General features: G+C 66.9%; 14 protein-coding genes and 4 tRNA genes. 6 read left to right on the forward strand and 12 right to left on the reverse strand.

What is annotated here, in order from left to right; all coding sequences use genetic code 11:
* Nucleotides 1-274: 274 nt before the first annotated feature.
* Together B0684_RS06535 and B0684_RS06540 are read right to left on the reverse strand one after the other, a co-directional pair.
* Nucleotides 275-1,030 (reverse strand): UDP-2,3-diacylglucosamine diphosphatase, encoded by a 756-nt coding sequence (locus B0684_RS06535; protein ID WP_018649740.1) that lies wholly within the window; start codon nucleotides 1,028-1,030, stop codon nucleotides 275-277.
* A gap of 7 nt (nucleotides 1,031-1,037) precedes the next feature.
* On the reverse strand, nucleotides 1,038-1,553 hold the full coding sequence (locus tag B0684_RS06540) for a peptidylprolyl isomerase (RefSeq protein WP_026304767.1): 516 nt from the start codon (nucleotides 1,551-1,553) through the stop codon (nucleotides 1,038-1,040).
* 199 nt (nucleotides 1,554-1,752) lie between these two features.
* Between B0684_RS06540 and gltX the strand changes: the two genes are divergently transcribed.
* Nucleotides 1,753-3,183, forward strand: a complete 1,431-nt coding sequence (gene gltX, locus B0684_RS06545; protein WP_018176100.1) for a glutamate--tRNA ligase — start codon at nucleotides 1,753-1,755, stop codon at nucleotides 3,181-3,183.
* 50 nt (nucleotides 3,184-3,233) lie between these two features.
* On the opposite strand, the gene folD is transcribed toward gltX, so the two are convergent.
* Nucleotides 3,234-4,097: a bifunctional methylenetetrahydrofolate dehydrogenase/methenyltetrahydrofolate cyclohydrolase FolD gene (folD, locus tag B0684_RS06550; protein WP_018144036.1), complete on the reverse strand. Its 864-nt coding sequence runs from the start codon at nucleotides 4,095-4,097 to the stop codon at nucleotides 3,234-3,236.
* A 134-nt stretch (nucleotides 4,098-4,231) separates the two neighbouring features.
* Complete coding sequence (locus tag B0684_RS06555) at nucleotides 4,232-5,107, reverse strand: GGDEF domain-containing protein (protein WP_018176099.1); 876 nt, start codon at nucleotides 5,105-5,107, stop codon at nucleotides 4,232-4,234.
* A 173-nt stretch (nucleotides 5,108-5,280) separates the two neighbouring features.
* Here B0684_RS06555 and B0684_RS06560 point away from each other — a divergent pair.
* From B0684_RS06560 to B0684_RS06580, 5 genes are all read left to right on the forward strand, one after another.
* Nucleotides 5,281-5,357 (forward strand) — tRNA-Pro (locus B0684_RS06560).
* Between the two features lie 67 nt (nucleotides 5,358-5,424).
* Nucleotides 5,425-5,501 (forward strand) — tRNA-Arg (locus B0684_RS06565).
* Between the two features lie 40 nt (nucleotides 5,502-5,541).
* Nucleotides 5,542-5,617, forward strand: a tRNA-His gene (locus B0684_RS06570).
* An 18-nt stretch (nucleotides 5,618-5,635) separates the two neighbouring features.
* Nucleotides 5,636-5,711, forward strand: a tRNA-Lys gene (locus B0684_RS06575).
* Nucleotides 5,712-6,078: 367 nt separating this feature from the next.
* Nucleotides 6,079-8,076, forward strand: coding sequence for a polysaccharide biosynthesis protein (locus B0684_RS06580; RefSeq protein WP_018176098.1), 1,998 nt, complete (start codon nucleotides 6,079-6,081; stop codon nucleotides 8,074-8,076).
* 520 nt (nucleotides 8,077-8,596) lie between these two features.
* Here B0684_RS06580 and B0684_RS06585 read toward each other — a convergent pair.
* The 8 genes from B0684_RS06585 to B0684_RS06620 all read right to left on the reverse strand — a co-directional run bounded on the left by B0684_RS06585 (nucleotide 8,597) and on the right by B0684_RS06620 (nucleotide 17,625).
* Nucleotides 8,597-9,565, reverse strand: a complete 969-nt coding sequence (locus B0684_RS06585; RefSeq protein WP_018168164.1) for a D-2-hydroxyacid dehydrogenase — start codon at nucleotides 9,563-9,565, stop codon at nucleotides 8,597-8,599.
* Nucleotides 9,556-10,407 carry an aldolase/citrate lyase/malate synthase family protein gene (locus tag B0684_RS06590; RefSeq protein WP_018144032.1) on the reverse strand — a complete coding sequence of 284 codons (852 nt, stop codon included), beginning with the start codon at nucleotides 10,405-10,407 and terminating at the stop codon, nucleotides 9,556-9,558. The genes B0684_RS06585 and B0684_RS06590 overlap by 10 nt, the downstream gene beginning before the upstream one ends.
* Complete coding sequence (locus tag B0684_RS06595; protein ID WP_018168165.1) at nucleotides 10,404-11,054, reverse strand: sugar transferase; 651 nt, start codon at nucleotides 11,052-11,054, stop codon at nucleotides 10,404-10,406. The genes B0684_RS06590 and B0684_RS06595 overlap by 4 nt, the downstream gene beginning before the upstream one ends.
* Entirely contained in the window at nucleotides 11,051-12,265 is a 1,215-nt protein-coding gene (locus B0684_RS06600) for a glycosyltransferase family 4 protein (RefSeq protein WP_018176097.1), read from the reverse strand. Before B0684_RS06600 ends, B0684_RS06595 begins: the two co-directional genes overlap by 4 nt.
* Nucleotides 12,266-12,449: 184 nt before the next feature.
* A complete protein-coding gene (locus B0684_RS06605; protein WP_018144029.1) occupies nucleotides 12,450-13,739 on the reverse strand; it encodes a nucleotide sugar dehydrogenase in 1,290 nt (429 codons plus the stop codon).
* Between the two features lie 72 nt (nucleotides 13,740-13,811).
* Complete coding sequence (locus B0684_RS06610; RefSeq protein ID WP_018168166.1) at nucleotides 13,812-15,158, reverse strand: hypothetical protein; 1,347 nt, start codon at nucleotides 15,156-15,158, stop codon at nucleotides 13,812-13,814.
* Entirely contained in the window at nucleotides 15,155-16,291 is a 1,137-nt protein-coding gene (locus B0684_RS06615; RefSeq protein ID WP_018176096.1) for a glycosyltransferase, read from the reverse strand. The genes B0684_RS06610 and B0684_RS06615 overlap by 4 nt, the downstream gene beginning before the upstream one ends.
* Complete coding sequence (locus B0684_RS06620) at nucleotides 16,288-17,625, reverse strand: phenylacetate--CoA ligase family protein (RefSeq protein WP_018176095.1); 1,338 nt, start codon at nucleotides 17,623-17,625, stop codon at nucleotides 16,288-16,290. Before B0684_RS06620 ends, B0684_RS06615 begins: the two co-directional genes overlap by 4 nt.
* Nucleotides 17,626-17,630 lie beyond the last annotated feature (5 nt).

The following is a 17,630-nucleotide window of genomic DNA, read 5'->3' on the forward strand; positions in this document are numbered from 1 at the left end:
CGGAGCGAGGTTCCCGGGCGGAATCCGGGTGCCCTTCTTTGGGTCCTTTCTTGGGCAAGCAAGAAAGGACCTCGGGGCGCGCTGGCGAGTCAGCGCTCGGCAGGCGGCGGACCGGAGCCACCGTAAACACCGGTTGCCGAACCAGGCCTAGCCTCGACGTAAAAGGCTATCTTCGTACGGATACGATTCGGGACCCTGTGGCCTGTCTATTAGGGCTTGGTGGGGGCGTTCGCGGGCAAGCCCGCTCCCACAACACTCGCTGTGGCGGATTCGATCAGGTGCAGAGGAGGTGTTCGGGGTAGGGCGAGCCGTCGAGCTGGCGCAGGACGGGGCCGGTCGCGCTGATTTCCAGGTAGCCGGGGTGTTCGTCCCAGGCGGGCAGGACGCAGCGTTGGCGTGGCTGGCCGTCGACGGTCAGCTCATGGATCGCTGGGCGGTGGGTGTGGCCGTGGATCATCAGCGGGACGTCGGCGTCACGGAAGGTGTTGGCGACTGCCTCGGCATTGACGTCCATGATCGCGGCGGCTTTCATCTGACCCTTGTCGCGGCTGGCGGCGCGCATGGCTTCGGCCTGGCGGATGCGTTCTTCCAGCGGATGGGCGAGAAACGCCCGTTGCCATTCCCCACTGCGTACTTGCTGACGAAACGCCATGTGCTCGGTGTCGTCGGTGCACAGGGAGTCACCGTGCAGGAGTACGGCAGGGCCGCAGGGCAGTGCCGCATGCAGGGGGTCGGGAGCCAGCTGCATCCCCGCGCGCGCGGCGTAGGCCTCGCCCACGAGAAAATCCCGATTGCCATGGATAAAGGCCACCGGGATGTCCAGGGTCTTCAGGCCTGCGGCGAGCCGTTCGGCAGCGGGAAAGCCGGCGTCGTCGCCGACCCAGTACTCGAACAGGTCGCCGAGGATGTACAGGGAGGAGGCCGCGCGCGCCGGCCCTTCGAGGAAGGCGAGCGTGGCCTCGAGCAGGGGGCCGGGTTCGCGATCCAGATGCAGGTCGGAGATGACCAGGGCCGGCGCGCGGGCACTCACGAAGAGGTTAGTCCTCGACGCGCTTGACGCTTTCCATCACGACCGGCTCCTGCGGTACGTCCTGGTGCATGCCGGCGCGGCCGGTGGGAAGGGCCTCGATCTTGCGCACCACGTCCATGCCCTCGGAGACCTTGCCGAATACGGCATAGCCCCAGCCCTGCGCGTTCGGGGCCGTGTGGTTCAGGAAGTCGTTGTCGTTCACGTTGATGAAGAACTGGGCGGTGGCGGAATGCGGGTCCTGGGTGCGCGCCATGGAGATCGCACCGACCTCGTTCTGCAGGCCGTTGTCCGCTTCGTTGCGGATCGGCTCGCCCGCGGACTTCTGGTTCATATCCTTGTCGAAGCCGCCGCCCTGGACCATGAAGCCCGGGATCACGCGGTGAAAGATCGTGCCGTCGAAGAAGCCATCATCCACGTAGGAGAGGAAGTTGGCGACCGTCTCCGGGGCGGCTTCGGCGTTGAGTTCCAGCACGATGCGGCCGTGGTTGGTTTCGATTGCGACCTGCGGATGGGTGTCGGCCATGAGGGCTCCTGATGTAAAGAGGGTGATCAGCAGGGTGGCCAGCACGACGCCGAGCCGGGTGCGGATGCGTTGCATTGGACTGACCTCCGGAAGATAAGACCGGCAATGGTACCCGCCACTGGCAAGGCCTGCCAGCATGCCGGAAGTGTGTGTGGGCGTGAGGGCGAGGCGCTGGTGAGCCGGTGGACGCTCCGCTACCATGCGCGCGATGACGAACTCGATAATCCGCACCCGCTTCGCCCCCAGTCCCACCGGCCTGTTGCACCTGGGCAATGTACGCACGGCGCTGTTCAGCGCGCTGCGGGCCCGTTCGCGCGGAGGGCATTTCCTGTTGCGCATCGAGGACACCGACGCCGAGCGCTCGCGCCCGGAGTTCGTCGACGCGCTGCAGCGCGATCTGCGCTGGCTCGGGCTGGACTGGGACGAAGGCTTTGGCGCCGGGGGCGATGCCGGCCCCTACGCGCAGTCGGAGCGGGGCGAGCTCTATGATGGCTATTACCGGCAATTGACCGAACAGGGTCTGGCCTACCCGTGCTTTTGTTCGTCCGCCGAGCTGGAACGCGGGCGCAAGCGGATGCGCGCGCAGGGCAAGCCGCCGCGCTATCCCGGGACCTGTGCCCAGCTGAGTGCCGAGGAGGTTGCCCGGCGCGAGGGCGAGGGCCAGAAGCCGACGCTGCGCTTCCGTGTGCCACTGGGCCGGACGGTGCGTTTCGAGGATGGCGTGCGCGGCCCGGTCAGCTTCCGCACCGACGAGATCGGCGATTTCGTGATCCGTCGCTCCGACGGCACGCCGGCCTTTTTCTTCTCCAACGCGATCGATGATGCCCTGATGGGCGTGACCGACGTGGTGCGCGGCGAGGACCATATCGCCAACACGCCGCGGCAGATGCTGCTGCTGGAGGCGCTGGGCCTCGCGGCACCCGCGTATCACCACCTGCCGCTGGTGATGGGGCAGGACGGGGCGCCGCTGTCCAAGCGCAATGGTTCCGCGAGCGTCGAGGAGTTGCGGACGAAGGGCTATCTGCCGGTCGCGATCCTGAACCACCTGGCGCGTCTTGGGCATCGCTACGAGAGCGATGCCCTGCTGTCGCCCACGGAGCTGGCGGCCGGATTCAGCCCCGAGCGTATTGGTCACAGCGCGGCGCGGCATGATCCGCAGCAGCTGGATCACTGGCAGTCAGAGGCCCTGCGCAGCCTTTCGGATGCCGAGATGCAGGCCTACCTGGAGGCGGCGGGGGTGCTGGAGGCGGTGGCCGCCGAGCAGCGCCCGGCGCTGGCGCGGCTGCTGCGCGACAACATCACCCGCGCCGAGGAGGCGCCACTGTGGGTCGCGGCGTTCGCCGCCGATCCGGCGCCGTACAGCGCGGCCGCGCGCGAGGAACTGACGGCCGCCGGCGCGGAGTTCTTTAGCGCGGGGCTGGAGGCGCTGGATGCGGCCGAGGATTTTCCCGCCCTGGCCAAGGCGGTGGGGCAGGCCACCGAACGCAAGGGGCGCAAGCTGTTCATGCCGTTGCGGGCGGCGTTGTCCGGGCAGACCTTTGGGCCGGAGCTGCCGCGTATCTGGGAGTATCTGGGGCGCGAACGCGTGCGTCTGCGGCTGGAGGCCGCGCGTCGTCACGCAGCGGGCTGAACCCGCGAGAAGCAAGCGCCCGCCCGCAGGCGGGCGCTGGACGCCATCGTTCAGGCCGCTTCGTGGGTCCCGAAGGCGCGGGCGCGCAGGGTGTTGTCCAGCAGCATCGCCACGGTCATCGGGCCGACCCCGCCCGGCACGGGCGTGATCCAGGCGGCCTTCTCGGCGGCGGCGTCGAACTCCACGTCGCCGGTCAGGGTACCGTCGTCGCGGCGGTTGATGCCGATGTCGATCACCGTGGCGCCGGGCTTGATCCAGTCACCCTTGACCAGGCCGGGCTTGCCGACCGCTGCGACCACGATGTCGGAGTGCCGTGCAATGGCGGCGGTATCCGGGGTGAAGCGATGGCAGATGGTCGGGGTCGCACCGGCCAGCAGCAGTTCCAGGGCCATGGGTCGGCCGACGATATTGGAGGCGCCGATCACGCAGGCCGTGCGGCCCTTGAACGGTTCCTCGATATGCCGCAGCAGCTGGATGACACCCCAGGGGGTGCAGGGGCGCAGGCGCGGCACGCGCGCCACCAGGCGGCCGACGTTGTACGGGTGGAAGCCGTCCACGTCCTTGGCCGGGGAGATGCGCTCGATCACCGTCTCGGGGTCGATGTGATCCGGCAGCGGCAGCTGGACCAGGATGCCGTCGATGGTGCGGTCGGCATTGAGCTGGTCGATCAGCGCTAGCAGATCGGTCTGCGGCGTGCCCGCGGGCAGGTCATAGGAGTGGGAGACCACGCCCACCTGTTCGCAGGCCTTGCGCTTGTTGCGCACATAGACCTCGGAGGCCGGGTTGGTCCCGACCAGCACCACGGCGAGGCCCGGCGGACGCAGGTCGCGGGCGGTCATGGATTCGATCTCGGTCGCGATTCTTGCGCGGTGGGTCTGGCCAATCGCGCGTCCGTCGATGATCTGGGCCGTCATGGGGTCTCGCCTCCGGGGGAACGCCCGCGATCTTCCCATGGCGGGCGCGGGGGCTCAAGCGATTTGCCGGGCGGATGCGGCATGCGGCGTGGAGCACCGCTGGATCCGCGCAGCCATCGCGCGCGGCGTGTTTTCTAAAGGGCCACCGAGAGCCCGCTGGTGGGCGCGCTGGCCTCGCAGCGGTTGCGCCCGTCCTGTTTGGCGCGATAGAGCGCGTCGTCGGCGCGGGCAATCAGGGTCTCGGCGGTGTCCCTGGATCTCGGGTTCGCGTCGCGGCTGGCGATGCCGACGCTGACCGTGACCGTCAGGGTATCCGGTGCGCAGGGCGGGGCGGCCTGGTGCCCGGTCAGGGTGATCGGGTGGCCGGATATGGCTTCGCGCAGCTTCTCGCCCAGCGCCATGGCTGCCTCGAGGTCGGTATGCGGGGCGACGACGACGAACTCCTCCCCGCCGAAGCGCGCGGCAAGGTCGGAGCGCCGCAGGACCTGCTGCATGCGTTCGGCCAGGGTCGTCAGGATGTAGTCCCCGATCAGGTGGCCCAGGCGGTCATTGATCGGCTTGAACTGGTCGATATCCAGCATCACGACGGACAATGGCTGGCCGTAGCGCCGGGCGCGGGATACCTCCTCGTCCAGCCGGCGATCCATGTGCCGGCGGTTGAACAGGCCGGTCAGCGGGTCGGTGATGGATTCGTGTTCCAGCCGCGTAATGTGGCGGATCTTCTCCACCGAGCTATGGGTCAGACCGACCACGGTGCAGACGAAACAGCCCCCGAGGAGGAAGATGGCCGGCACCAGGAGGTCGGGCAGGCCCTCGTAGAGCCCCCAGTTCAGCGGGATGTAGCCGAAATAGCCGAGGATAAAGACCGGGACCAGAAAGAACATCATCTTCCAGCCGGTGCGGACCCGGCTCTCGGGGAGTTCGCGCAGCAGCCGGGCGAGTGTCCATTGGGCATACAGGAGGCCGCTTGCCCCCAATACAATGGCTGTGTTGGCTACCCAGTCGAGCATCCGTCCCCTCCGCGCTCGCGACCCTGCGAACGTCCCAAGCCGACGTTAGCACGGGGCCGCGCCCGAGGGGAGGGCATTGCAGGCGGAATCTGTTGATGAATGTTGACCGCGAACCCCTCGCGGGGCTACCATCCTGCGCTCGCTGTGTAGGCCCTTTAGCGGGGACGGCTCGACGGGGTATAGCGCAGTCTGGTAGCGCGCCTGCTTTGGGAGCAGGATGTCGGGGGTTCGAATCCCTCTACCCCGACCATGGCTCCCGGCCACGGTTTTCCGGCAGGCTCGGATCAGGCGCCATGGCCTCAATGCTCGGCGGTAACGCGCTCGTAGCTCAACCGGATAGAGCATCGGCCTTCTAAGCCGACGGTTGCAGGTTCGAGTCCTGCCGGGCGCGCCAGGGCCGCCCTTCGCGCAAGTAGCTGTACAGTGACACGGTGGTGACCGTAGCTCAGTTGGTAGAGTCCCGGATTGTGACTCCGGTTGTCGTGGGTTCGAGTCCCATCGGTCACCCCACCCCCTTTTTTGTTCAGGGGGCCGTTAGCTCAATTGGTAGAGCAGTGGACTCTTAATCCATTGGTTGTAGGTTCGATTCCTACACGGCCCACCATTTCTTTCCAGACCCTTGCATACCTTGGTGACGCTCGATTGATCGGGCTCGAAGCCGTGTGGGTGCGCATGGGGCATGAGCCCGCGTTTCGTGGCTGCTCTCTCTTCTTCCGTCTGATCTGTGTCTCCTTGAGGTGCCCGTCGCGGCGATCCCCCTGTGACATACGGAAGGTATTCTCCGGCTCTTTCGGAGGGACGTCCGGATAGCGTGACGACGCCCTCAGTCGCGTCCCCTACAGCGTGATTCCCCCCCCAGATGTCCGGTGATTGCACTGGTAGCCTCCCTTCTCGCTTGCGGCGAACGGCGACATGAAAACGTCGTTGTTCTGCCTCGTGATCCGATCGATGACACGAAGGGAGGCCATACGATGGCGTTACTGGATCGTAGTCTTGAAAACCTGCTGCAGCTGCCGCGTGGCGCGAAGCAGGGGTTGATGGTGCTGGCAGACAGCACGATGCTGCCCCTTGCCCTGTGGCTGGCGTTTGTAATCCGCACCGGGCAGCCGCTTCCGGCCATGATGGTCGAGGCCTGGTGGCTTTTCCCGCTGGTTTCGGCGGTCGGTATTCTGGTGTTTGCCCGGCTGGGGCTCTACCGGACGGTAGTGCGCTTCATGGGGGCTCGGGCGTTCAAGGCCGTGATCGTCGGTGTGCTGGCGCTCGCGGTGATGATCTGGGCGTCCACCGAATTGACGCAGACACCCGGCTTCTTCGGAGCGATTTCGGTGAACTTTGCCCTGTTGGCCTTTGCCCTGGTGGCGGCCGGGAGATCTCTGGTGCGTAGCTGGTATCAGGCGGTCTCCGATGCGCGATCGGGGAGTGAGCGCGTGGTGGTCTTCGGTGCTGGCGAGGCGGGTATTCAGCTGGCGTCCGGGTTGCAGTCCAGTGGACGCTTCCGCGTGATGGCGTTCATCGACGAGGATCCGGCGGTCCAGGGGCGTGCCATTGACGATATCCCGGTATGCGGGCCCGCGGCCCTGGAGACTCTTGTGGACCAGTGCGGTGTCGCGCGCGTGTTGCTGGCCGTTCCATCGGCGAGTCGAGCCGATCGCCGGCGTATCCTCGAATGGCTGGAACCGTATCCGTTGCATGTGCAGTCGGTGCCATCGCTGGAGGCGGTGGTGTCGGGGCAGGCACCGCTGGATCAACTGGAGGATCTCGATATCGCGGATCTCCTTGGGCGCGATCCGGTGCCGCCCAACGAGGCCCTGCTGGCCCGAAGCATCCGGGGGCGTGTAGTGATGGTGACCGGTGCCGGTGGTTCGATCGGTTCGGAGTTGTGTCGGCGCATCCTCAGCCTTGAGCCGGCCGCGTTGGTGCTTTTTGAACGTAACGAGTTCGCGCTCTACCGGATCGAGCAGGAACTCGCGGAGCGTCGTTCCGGCATGCAGACGGAGGTGGCGGTGCACGCCGTGCTCGGATCGGTCGCGAACCGCGCGCGGGTCGCCGAGGTCCTGCGCGAGCACGGTGTGCAGACGCTCTATCATGCCGCCGCCTACAAGCATGTGCCGCTGGTTGAAGGCAACCTGCTCGAGGGCCTGCGCAACAACACGCTGGGTACGGCTGTGGTAGCCGATGCAGCGATCAGCGCGGGAGTCGAGCGCTTTATCCTGATCAGCACCGACAAGGCCGTGCGTCCGACCAACATCATGGGTGCAAGCAAGCGCCTGGCCGAGATGGTCCTGCAGGATCGGGCGCGGCGCCAGAATGCGACGGTCTTCAGCATGGTGCGGTTTGGCAATGTGCTGGGTTCGTCCGGTTCCGTGGTCCCGCTATTCCACCGGCAGATACGCGAAGGGGGGCCGGTGACGGTCACCCACCCCGAGATTACCCGTTACTTCATGTCCATTCCGGAGGCGGCCGAGCTGGTGATTCAGGCCGGCGCGATGGCCGAGGGTGGCGAGGTCTATGTCCTCGACATGGGGGAACCGGTCCGGATCATCGACCTGGCCCGGCGCATGATTCGCCTGCATGGCCATCAGGTGCGCGAGGACGAGGCCGCCGGGGGAGAAGGCATCGCCATTACCTGTACGGGCCTGCGTCCCGGCGAAAAGCTCTATGAGGAGCTGCTGATCGGAGATAACGTGGAGGCGACGCCTCACGCCAAGATCATGCGCGCCCGCGAGACCTGTGTGGCGGCGGATGTACTCGCCCAGGCATTGCAAGCGTTGAAGCAGGCCGACCACGAGCGGGATGCCCGGGTCGCGTTCGAGACACTGCGCCGGGTCGTGGATGGGTACAAGCCCGGGAGCGAGGAAGAGGCAACGCACAGTGCCCCGGCACCGTCCCGCCCGCCACGACCGGTTCCGGCTCCGGTGCGCCCTGCAGTGGTGACCTATGCGCGAACGGCCGCGCCCGCTTCGCGGTAGGTGATGCGGTGGATCACGGTCCGGTGGTCGTGCACCTCGCATACCGTCGTGGATGACTCGCGGCCTTCGGTGCGGTCACGCGGGTTGCCAATGCACTGGCGTCGGCACCTCCGTACCTTTCCAGTGTCATGTCCGTACCGCTTGCCGGTCCGCGGATGTGGCTCGGGAAGTAACGCCCGGGTGGCTTCGCGGGCGGGCTGTCGCCAGTCACCTTTCCGCCCCATTTTGGCCACGGTGCGCAAGGTAAGAGGCCCTGTGGTGGCGCGATATAGCGTGGTGGCAGGCCGAGCGGATCCATTCGGGGGGGCGCGTTGGCGCCCGATTCTTTCCAGGACCGGGTCTTTCCAGGACCAGGCGCGGCGTCCCGGCAAGTGGGGTCGACTCTTCCGCGGCCGTGCGGATGGATCCACGCCCCCCTGGGGGGGGCGAGTGATGTTCTCCGGGCCCGCATACTTGCAGGAAGGGAAGTGCGAGAGAAACGAGCAGGGCTCTTGCGGAGCCGCGTTTTGTCGGGCGGCAGTCAGTAGCCGGCGGCGGGATCGACCGGCGTGATCGGGGCGTGGCCCTGTTCAAGCGCGCGGGCGTTGCGCACGAAGATCTCGAGGGCGCGCTCCATATAGTGCGGCGAGGTTCCCGAGACGTGTGGAGTGACGAGGACATTCTCCCGGTTCCACAGGGACGAGCCCGCGGGCAGGGGCTGCTCCTCGAAGACATCCAGTGCGGCGCCGCGCAAGTGGCCCGTGTCCAGGGCCTGGGTCAGGGCCCGCTGATCCACCACGCCGCCACGCGATATGTCCACCAGAACCGCGCCGGGCTTCAGGTGCTGCAACTGGGGCTCGGCGACCAGGTGGTGAGTGCCCGGCGTGAGGGGCAGGCAGACGACCAGGTAGTCCACTTCGGATAGACGTTTTTCCACAGCGTCCAGCGGGATGACCTCGCTGGCATGGTCATGGGCCCGCGGGTTGCGCTGGACGCCGATCACACGCATGTCGAACGCCTGGGCGCGGCGGGCTACCAGCGCGCCGATGTGCCCCATGCCGAGCACCATGACGGTGCGTCCGGTCAGTTCCCCAAGCCAGCTGCGCTCCCAGCGTTTCTGGCGGCTTTGCTCGTTGAAACGATCGAAGTGCTTGGCGAAGTAGAGCATGGCGCCGATCGCATACTCGCTCATCGGGGCACCATGGACGCCGCTGCTCTTGGTCATCATCAGGCCATCCTTGGGGAAGGGCATGTCCCAGATTCGCTCCACCCCGGCGGACAGGAAATGGATCCACTGATAGCGCGACAGGCGGTTCAGGGCCTCGGGCAGCCAGGGCAGCGTGGGGGCGATGACCGCGTCGACCTCAAGCCCCTCGGGAACGGCGTCGGGCCCCCCGGCGAAGGTCAGCGCGGTGTTGGGAAATGCCTCGCACAGGCGGCTTTCGATGAGGCCCTGTTGTTGCCGCAGGACGTCAGGCTTCTGCAGGAACAGCGTCCGGCTCAGGCGCATGCCCGACTCCGGTTGTGCAGCCGGGCCGCCAGCCGGAAGATGCGGCTGCGGACCTCGTCGCGGTTCTCCCCCAGCTGTTCCGGCGTCGCCGCGCGAAACCGTTGTTCCGCCGCTTGCAGGCGTCCCAGTTCGCCGCGCAGGCGCGCGGCCCCGGTGGCCGGGTCTTCCTGACTGACGACCTCGCGGAATGCGCGCGAGAGGATCACCCATTCGGAGCCGAGGCGGACATGCTCGCCCAGAATGGATTCCGCCGGGATCTCGCCTTTGCCCACGGCCCCGACGCCTCCAAACCCGAACGCGACGCCGGCCTCGCGGCACAGTGCCGCAGGGGCCTCGAGCATGCCGCCGGCCAGGGGTTCGAACAGGAAATCGAGCCCGGTGGCCAGGCTGAGGTCATTCAGGCCGATGTGAATCTGGTCGTCGGGCCCCAGCAGCGGCAGGTAGGAGGGGAGCCGGATCAGTGCCTGGGGTGTCTCGACCAGCAGAGCGACCGGCACTTGTCCGCCCACTGCGTCGAGGAAGAGCGCGACCTCGTCGATGTGGGTGAACATCGGCAGCATCAGCCGGTCGGCGCCGGCTTCGATCGCCTGGCGGACTTCGGAGGGCGTTTGCGATGCCGGGGGGTTGATGCGAACCATCAATTCGGCGCTCGTCAACGCGCCGGCAATGCGGCGCACATCCTCGAGCGTGTGGCGCGCCTTGTGCGTGTCCATATGGCCCTGACGCTCGGCCTTCCCGCGGACTTCCATATCGACAAAGATGCGCGCGATCCCGGCTGCCTCAGCTTGTCGGGCGACGTTGGCGGAGGCGGTGATGAACATGTGTTTCAGGGTCGAGTTCATTTCGTGTCCCCTTGCTGTCGGTTACGCAACGAATCGCGATAGGTACGCCAGTTGATGCCGGCCTCGCCGTACACCCCCTGGCCGGTCAGGACTACGTAAATGGTCCGCAGGATTAATCCCAGGTCATACAGCAGGTGATGCTGCGCGGCGTACTCGGTATCGGCCTCGAGCTGCTGGATCCAGCCCAGGGTGCGGCGACCGCGGACCTGGGCCAGGCCGGTCAGGCCGGGCCGCACGGAAAAACGGGAGGCGTAGGAAGGCGGGACGACCTCCACCTGCTCCGGCAGGATGGGGCGGGGGCCGACCACGCTCATGTCGCCACGCAGGATGTTCCAGAGCTGTGGCAGTTCATCGAGACTGCTGGCGCGCAGCAGCCGGCCTGCACGCGTGATGCGCGGATCGATCCCGGTACTGACGACCTGCTCGTGGTGCTGGTCGATGGTGTCCGGGTCGCGATCCACCATGGTGCGGAACTTGAGCACCCGGAAAGGCTGGCCATGGAGGCCAATACGTCGCTGGCGGAACAGGACCGGGCCCGGGCTGTCGAGGCGGATTGCCGCGGCGATCAGAAACAGGACCGGTGCCAGCAGGATCAGGGCCCCCATGCTGGACAGGACGTCGAACAGTCGTTTGAGAGTCGCGTTCATGTGAGCTCCATGGACCGAAGAATCACGCGATTGACCTGTCCAACCTCGTATTTCGCTTCCACCCGCTCACGCGAGGCCCCGGCCATCTGGGGTAACAGTTCCGGCTGATCCAGAAACCGTTGCATGGCCTCGGCCAGGGGCGCAGTGGTTCGGGACGGGACGAGAAAGCCGTTCTCGCCATCCAGGACGGTTTCACGGCAGCCAGGGGCATCCGTGGTGATGATCGGGCGCCCCACGCTCATCGCCTCCAGCACCGAGCGGGGCGTGCCTTCTCGGTAGGAGGGCAGGACGAAGACCGAGGCCTTCTCGAGCCAGGGCCGAACATCGGTAACGCCGCCTGCGAACTCGACGATGCCCTCGCGCTTCCAGGCCTCGACCTGCTCTGCCGGGATCGAGTGGGGCAGGTCCGGGTTGTGGGGACCGACGACGACGAACCGGGCGCTGGGGGATTGCTGGTGGACCTGGCGCGCCGCCTCCACGAATTCGAGGATGCCCTTTTCGGTCAACAGGCGACCGACAAACAGGAACAGTGGGTCGCCCTCGGGCAGGGGCTGCCGCGCGAAGCGCTCCACATCCACGCCGGATCCGTTGATGCGGACCACCCGTTGGGTGTCGGGCAAAACCCCGCGGTCGAGGAAATCCTGCAGGTCATCCGGATTCTGGAAGAACACGCGATCGCAACGAGCGAGTGCCGTTCGGTACAGACGCGAACTGATGGTCCGCAACACCCGTGTCCGCCAGGACTCGGTCGTGAAGGCATGCCCCAGGCCGGTGATCATGGCGTATACCCGCGGAACGCCGGCCCAGTGTGCAGCCAGGGAGCCGTACACGACGGGCTTGACGGTGTAGCTGAACACCGCCTCCGGGCGCAGCCGCCGAATCAGCCGCGCCAGGGACATTGTGGTCCGTAGGTCTTCGACCGGGTTGACTCCGGTCCGGCCCAGGTCGAAGGGGTAGATCGGGATACCCAGGTCCTCGACCTCGGGTAGATAGTCCTTGCGCGGGACTGCCGCGGCCACGCCATGCCCTCGCGCCTGAATCTCGCGGATCAGATCACCGCGGTTGGCGATCAGCGAGCGGGCGTTGGCGGCCACGATCAGCAGATCGACGCTGCAGCGTTCGCGTACCGCGCCTTGACGGGTGGTCTCGGCAGCACTGGAGGTGTTGCCGCGCAGGGGCGATACGATTCGGCGATGCTCGGTTTCCTGCATGCGTTGCGCTCCTGTCTCGAGGGTGCTTCGCCCCCCTCCGGGGTGGCGGCGTTCAGGCACCTCGTAAGTCCGTGTGCATGAGGGCAAAAGGTAAACAAGACAATGGTTTATCGCCATCTTTCCGGGGGCTCAAAGTGTGCGAGACACCCCGAAAAGACAGCGCGAACCAAGAGGGATTGAGCGTTTATAGACGCAGGTCACTCGCCTCCGGCGGGAGCACGGATTTGACGTCGAAGATCACCGCGCGCTCGCGTGCGAACTTCTGTACGCCCTGCGGGCCCAGTTCCACGAACTCCCAGTGCGGGACGGCGAGGACGATTGCATCGTAACGAGACGGCTCCGGGGTATCGGACAGGAGGTCCAGGCCGTACTCGTGATGGGCCTCGGCTGCGTCCACCCAGGGGTCCCAGATGTCGACGTTGGCGTTATAACCGTGCAGGTCATGGACGATGTCCACCACGCGCGTGTTGCGCAGATCCGGACAGTTCTCCTTGAAGGCGAGACCCATGATCAGGATGCGCGAACCCACGACCGGGAACCCCTTGCGGATCATTGCCTTGATGGTGCGGTCCGCGATATGCCCCCCCATGCCGTCGTTGGTGCGGCGTCCGGCGAGGATCATCTCCGGGTGGTAGTCGACGGCCTGCGCCTTGTGCGTCAGGTAGTACGGATCTACGCCAATGCAATGCCCGCCCACCAGGCCGGGCCGGAACGGCAGGAAATTCCACTTGGTCCCGGCCGCGGCCAGTACCGCCTCGGTATCCAGGTCCAGGCGCTCGAACAGCATGGCGAGTTCGTTGATCAGCCCGATATTCACGTCGCGCTGGGTGTTCTCGATGACCTTGGCCGCCTCGGCGACACGGATGCTGGCCGCCGGATGGGTGCCTGCGCGGATGATGCGGGTGTAGAGCGCGTTGACGAAGGCGGCGACCTCGGGGGTGGAGCCGGAGGTGACCTTGACGATGTCGGGGATACGGTGTTCCTTGTCGCCGGGGTTGACCCGTTCCGGGCTGTAGCCGAGGAAGAAATCCCGATTGAGCTCCAGCCCCGACTCGGCAGCCAGCACGGGGGCGCAGTCCTCCTCCGTGGCTCCGGGGTAGACCGTGGACTCGTAGATCACCACGTCGCCCGGCTTCAGCACGCCCCCCACCGTGTGGCTGGCGGCCAGTAGCGGGCCCAGATCGGGGCAGCGATGCGCATCAATCGGGGTCGGCACCGTCACGATGAACACATTGCATTCCCGCAGCCGCTCCCTGTCTGCGGTCAGCTCCAGATGTTCGGCGCCGGCGAGTTCCTCGCGCGAGACTTCGCGCGTGCGGTCATGCCCCCCACGCAGTTCCTCGACCCGACCCGTATCGATGTCGAAGCCCAGCGTGGGCAGGACCCGTCCGAACTCGGCCGCCAGAGGCAGGCCGACATAACCCAGACCAATAATGGCCAGACGCGGGGCGTCCGGTGCCGCAAATTCCGCCATCTTTCAATCTCCTGTGTGAATGTGCGTAGGGGCCCCGGGAGTGGGGCGGGTGCGCGTGGGGTGCGCGGCAAATCAGGGCGAGGCACGCCGCGGGTGCGGCAGGCTTGTATCGGAAGATTCGGGTGGATCGGTGACATTGTCGGTCGTCGCTGCACGCCTCCCGGTGAGCCGTTGCAGGCGTTCCCAGCGCCATACGCGGCGGCCGGCCAGGCCCGCGGCCAGGGCAATCAGAATTCCGAGGAATTTCGCGCGGTGGCGGGCGGCGGTACCGAAGTTGCTGGTGCCCCAGGCGAAAATGATCGTGAGCACGACGAACATCACCACCAGCAGTCGGAAGTCCTTGCGTTGCCACCAGTGGTGGCGATAAACCGCCAGCAGCAGCACCAGGGACAAGTAGAACAAGCCCTCCAGCATGCCGATCAGGTGAACCGGGGAGCGCACCTCCCACAGCGGGGGGCCGAACAGCAGATAGCCCATGCGGACCGGCGTCAGGACCAGCGCCTGAAGATCATTGGAGGGAATGAGAAAAGACGGATAGGCGGCGCCGCCACGCGCGCTGCGCTCGGCCCGCTGGTCCAGGGTCTCGGTCTGCTCCATGACATCGCCTAGCTGACCAATGGAGGAGAAACGCATGTCGTCCATCACCAGGAAGCCCAGGACACCGGCCGCGCCGAGCAGGATGCCGCCGAACAGCAGGCCTGGGCGCATGCGGCCCAGGTCCGAGGCGCGCAGAAACTCCTTGATCGACCAGCCGACCAGCACGACCGCAATGCCGGCGATCGCAAACACCGCGGCGCCATGCACGATCGCCGAGGCCAGCAAGACCCCCACCGCCGCCACCAGAAAAACGCTGCGCTGGCTTTGCACCCAGCGCACCAGCCAGAGCACCCCGAGCAGGAAGAAGGCGGTGAACCAGACCTCGCGCAACGGCACGGCGGCGTTCACGATCAGGATGGGGAACAGCGCGGCGATCCAGGCGGCGCGCACCGCCGCCTGGCGGTCCCAGAGCTGTTCGGCGATGCGCGCGATCAGGTAGACCGTCAGCATGCCCAGGGCGATATTCACGGCCTGGAAGGCGAGGGGCGCGCGGTCGACGCAGGCATAGATGTTCGCGATCAGCCAGCTGTGCAGGTAGGAACTGCCCATGCTGAAGTGATCCCCGAGATTGCCGCAGCCGCTTTGGGCCCAGAACCAGGCGCGGCGTTCGAAGCTGATCGCATCGGCGCCGCCCTGGGGCAACGGGAACAGGAAACGCTGCACCAGGGCGGCGCCGATGCGGGCAAGGAGGGCCGCCAGCAGTGGCCACAGATAGCCCTCCCGGGTGCGGCCCGTCCACAGCACGGCGACCAGCACGATGATCAGGAAGCTGCCCGACAGAAGCAGTTCCATGAAGGTGAACGGGATCGCGGTATAGCTCATGGCGAGACGGACGCGGTGCCTGCCAGGGCATCCTGGAACAGGGCCTGATAGCGCGCGCTCACGGCATCGAGGGCGTAATGCGATTGCATGCGTGCACGAGCCTTGCCCCCGAGACCGCGCAGGCGTTCACGGCCCTGGCCAACGGCGTAGCGAATGGCGTCGGCCAGGTCCGGCGGCTTTGGGCTTGCGGAGACAAAACCGGTCTCTCCGACCACGGTGGCTGCATCGCCGATGTCCGTGACCACGGCGGGGACGCCGCAGGCCATTGCCTCGCCTACGACGTTGGGGAAGCCCTCGCCCCAGCGCGATGGCAGCACCAGCAAATCCAGGCCTGGATAGAGGGCCTCGGGTTCGGGGGTCGGAGGCAGCAGTGTTACGTGCCGGGCCATCCCGTGCTCGCGCATGGCCAGGGCCAGGGGATTGTCGTCTGCGGAGACCCCGGTGCCGACCATCACGCAGTGCACGTCCACCCCGGACTGGACCAGTTGCGCCAGGGCGGCCACCAGTCCGGCATGGTTCTTCATCGGATGGGCGCGGCCCACCATGCCCAGCAACCAGGTTTCCGCACCAATGCCCAGCTGCGCGCGCAGGCCACGGGGCGCCTCGGGTTCGGGGCAGAAACGCCCCAGATCAAAGCCGTTGGGCAGCACCACGCGACCGCTGGACGCAAAACCCAGGGCCTCGTGCTGCGCGGCCGCGGCCGCACTGTTGTAGACGATGCGCGCCGGATGCCGCGACAGCCACGCCCCGGTCCGGATCACCCAGCGGGTTCCGCGTTTCTCGTGTGCCAGGTCGTGCACCGAGTGGCGTACATTCCAGAACACCGGACCGCGGTGTCCAAGGCGCCGGGTGAGCGAGGCGGCAAGGTTGCCGTGGTACATCCAGCCCATGACGCCATCCGGCTGATAGGCGTCCAGTGTCCGGCGCAATGCCGCGATCCATCCCACCGAGAGCGGGCTGCGCAGTCCTCCGGAATACACCGGGATGCCGTGCGCGCGGATGGTCCCGGCCATTACGCCGGGCTCCTTGAGTGCGAAGACCGCCCCGGTATCCGGCGCGGCCCGTAGCAGGTTCCCTAGCTGGCGTTCCGCTCCGCCCTGGCCGAGCCCATTGATCACATGCAGGATCTTCACCGCCGATTCTCCCGCAATTCGCTGATGACATGCAGGTGCTTCCCGCTGGCCGAGGGCGGAATCGTGCCCACGCGTTCGATATCGAGTCGGGTGCTCGCGCCCAGTTGCTGGTGGATGGCGGGTTCCAGTCGCTCGCGCAGGGACTGCTCGCGCTCGCTGTCGGACCTGTTGTCTGCAGGGATCAGCCGCAGGCGGAGGTGATCCTCCGCGTGCTGTACCCACTGGTACTGCCCGATCCAGTCTTCCGGGTACAGAAGCTGGCGCAGCCAGCCGCCGAATACGACTGCACCGTTGGCGCCGCGTAGGTGATCGGTCACGCGCCCCCATACACCCTCCAGCAGGGGCCACTCACGGCCACAGTCGCAGGTCTCCCTCGACCAGCTGGCCAGGTCGCCGATCGCGTAGCGCAGTAGGGGCATGCTGTGATTCGTGAGCGAGGTGACCACGACGCGACCCGGGGTGCCGGGGGGTGCCGGCCGGCCCTCGTCGTCGAGGATCTCGAGGAACTGTGTCAGGGGGTTCACGTGCAGGCCTCGGTGGCGTTCGCATTCGCAGGCCATGTCGCCCACCTCCCGCGAGCCGTAGCGGTTGAACACAGGGGCGGAGAAGGCCTCCTCGATGGTGTCGCGCATATCGGGAAAGAGGGTTCCGGCCGAACTCAGCACGCTGCCGATACCCTGAATGCGGATCCCCCGGCGCAGGGCGTGCCGGGCGAGTTCGTGGCCGCTCTCCGCGTAGACCTGGAGCTGCGCGGGCGGTGCCGCGCGCAGCTGCTCCAGGTGTGCATCCATCGTGGCCGGATCCATGCAGTAGGCGTTCAGAAGGGTGCGATTCTTCATCCGCTCGGCCAGTCGGCGCACGCCGCGCCCGGCGGTCAGGTCGCGTGAAGCGGCCCAGAGCACGGCCTTGCGGTGTCCCGGCCGGTAGCCGGTCCAGGCATCGAACAGGGCCTTGGTGGCGCGGCCCCAGCGGCGGTAGGCGGTGTCCTGGTAGAACGTTGCGGGCTCGCCGGTCGAACCGCCGGAGGTGTTGCGCCGCAGTCCGGGGCGTGGCCGCTCGGAACGCAGGCGCTCGCCTTCGCGGCGGATGGTGTGCTTGTCGAGAATGGGCAGTGACAGCAGGGCCGCAACCGGATCAGTCGCGATCACGTTCACCGGTGGCAACAGGTCGCGGTAGTACGGGACCTCGTCTCGCGCCTGCATCAAGAGACGGGCCAGTCGTTCGGCCTGCAGGCGTTGCAGGGCAGGGAGTGAGAGCCGCTCGGCGCGGCGCAACGCGGCATATTCGCGCGGGCCGGACAGCCAGGGAAGGAGGGCACCAAAGGCGAGGGACATGGCGT

The organism is Thioalkalivibrio versutus, assembly GCF_001999325.1.
In the GTDB taxonomy this organism is placed as follows: domain Bacteria; phylum Pseudomonadota; class Gammaproteobacteria; order Ectothiorhodospirales; family Ectothiorhodospiraceae; genus Thioalkalivibrio; species Thioalkalivibrio versutus.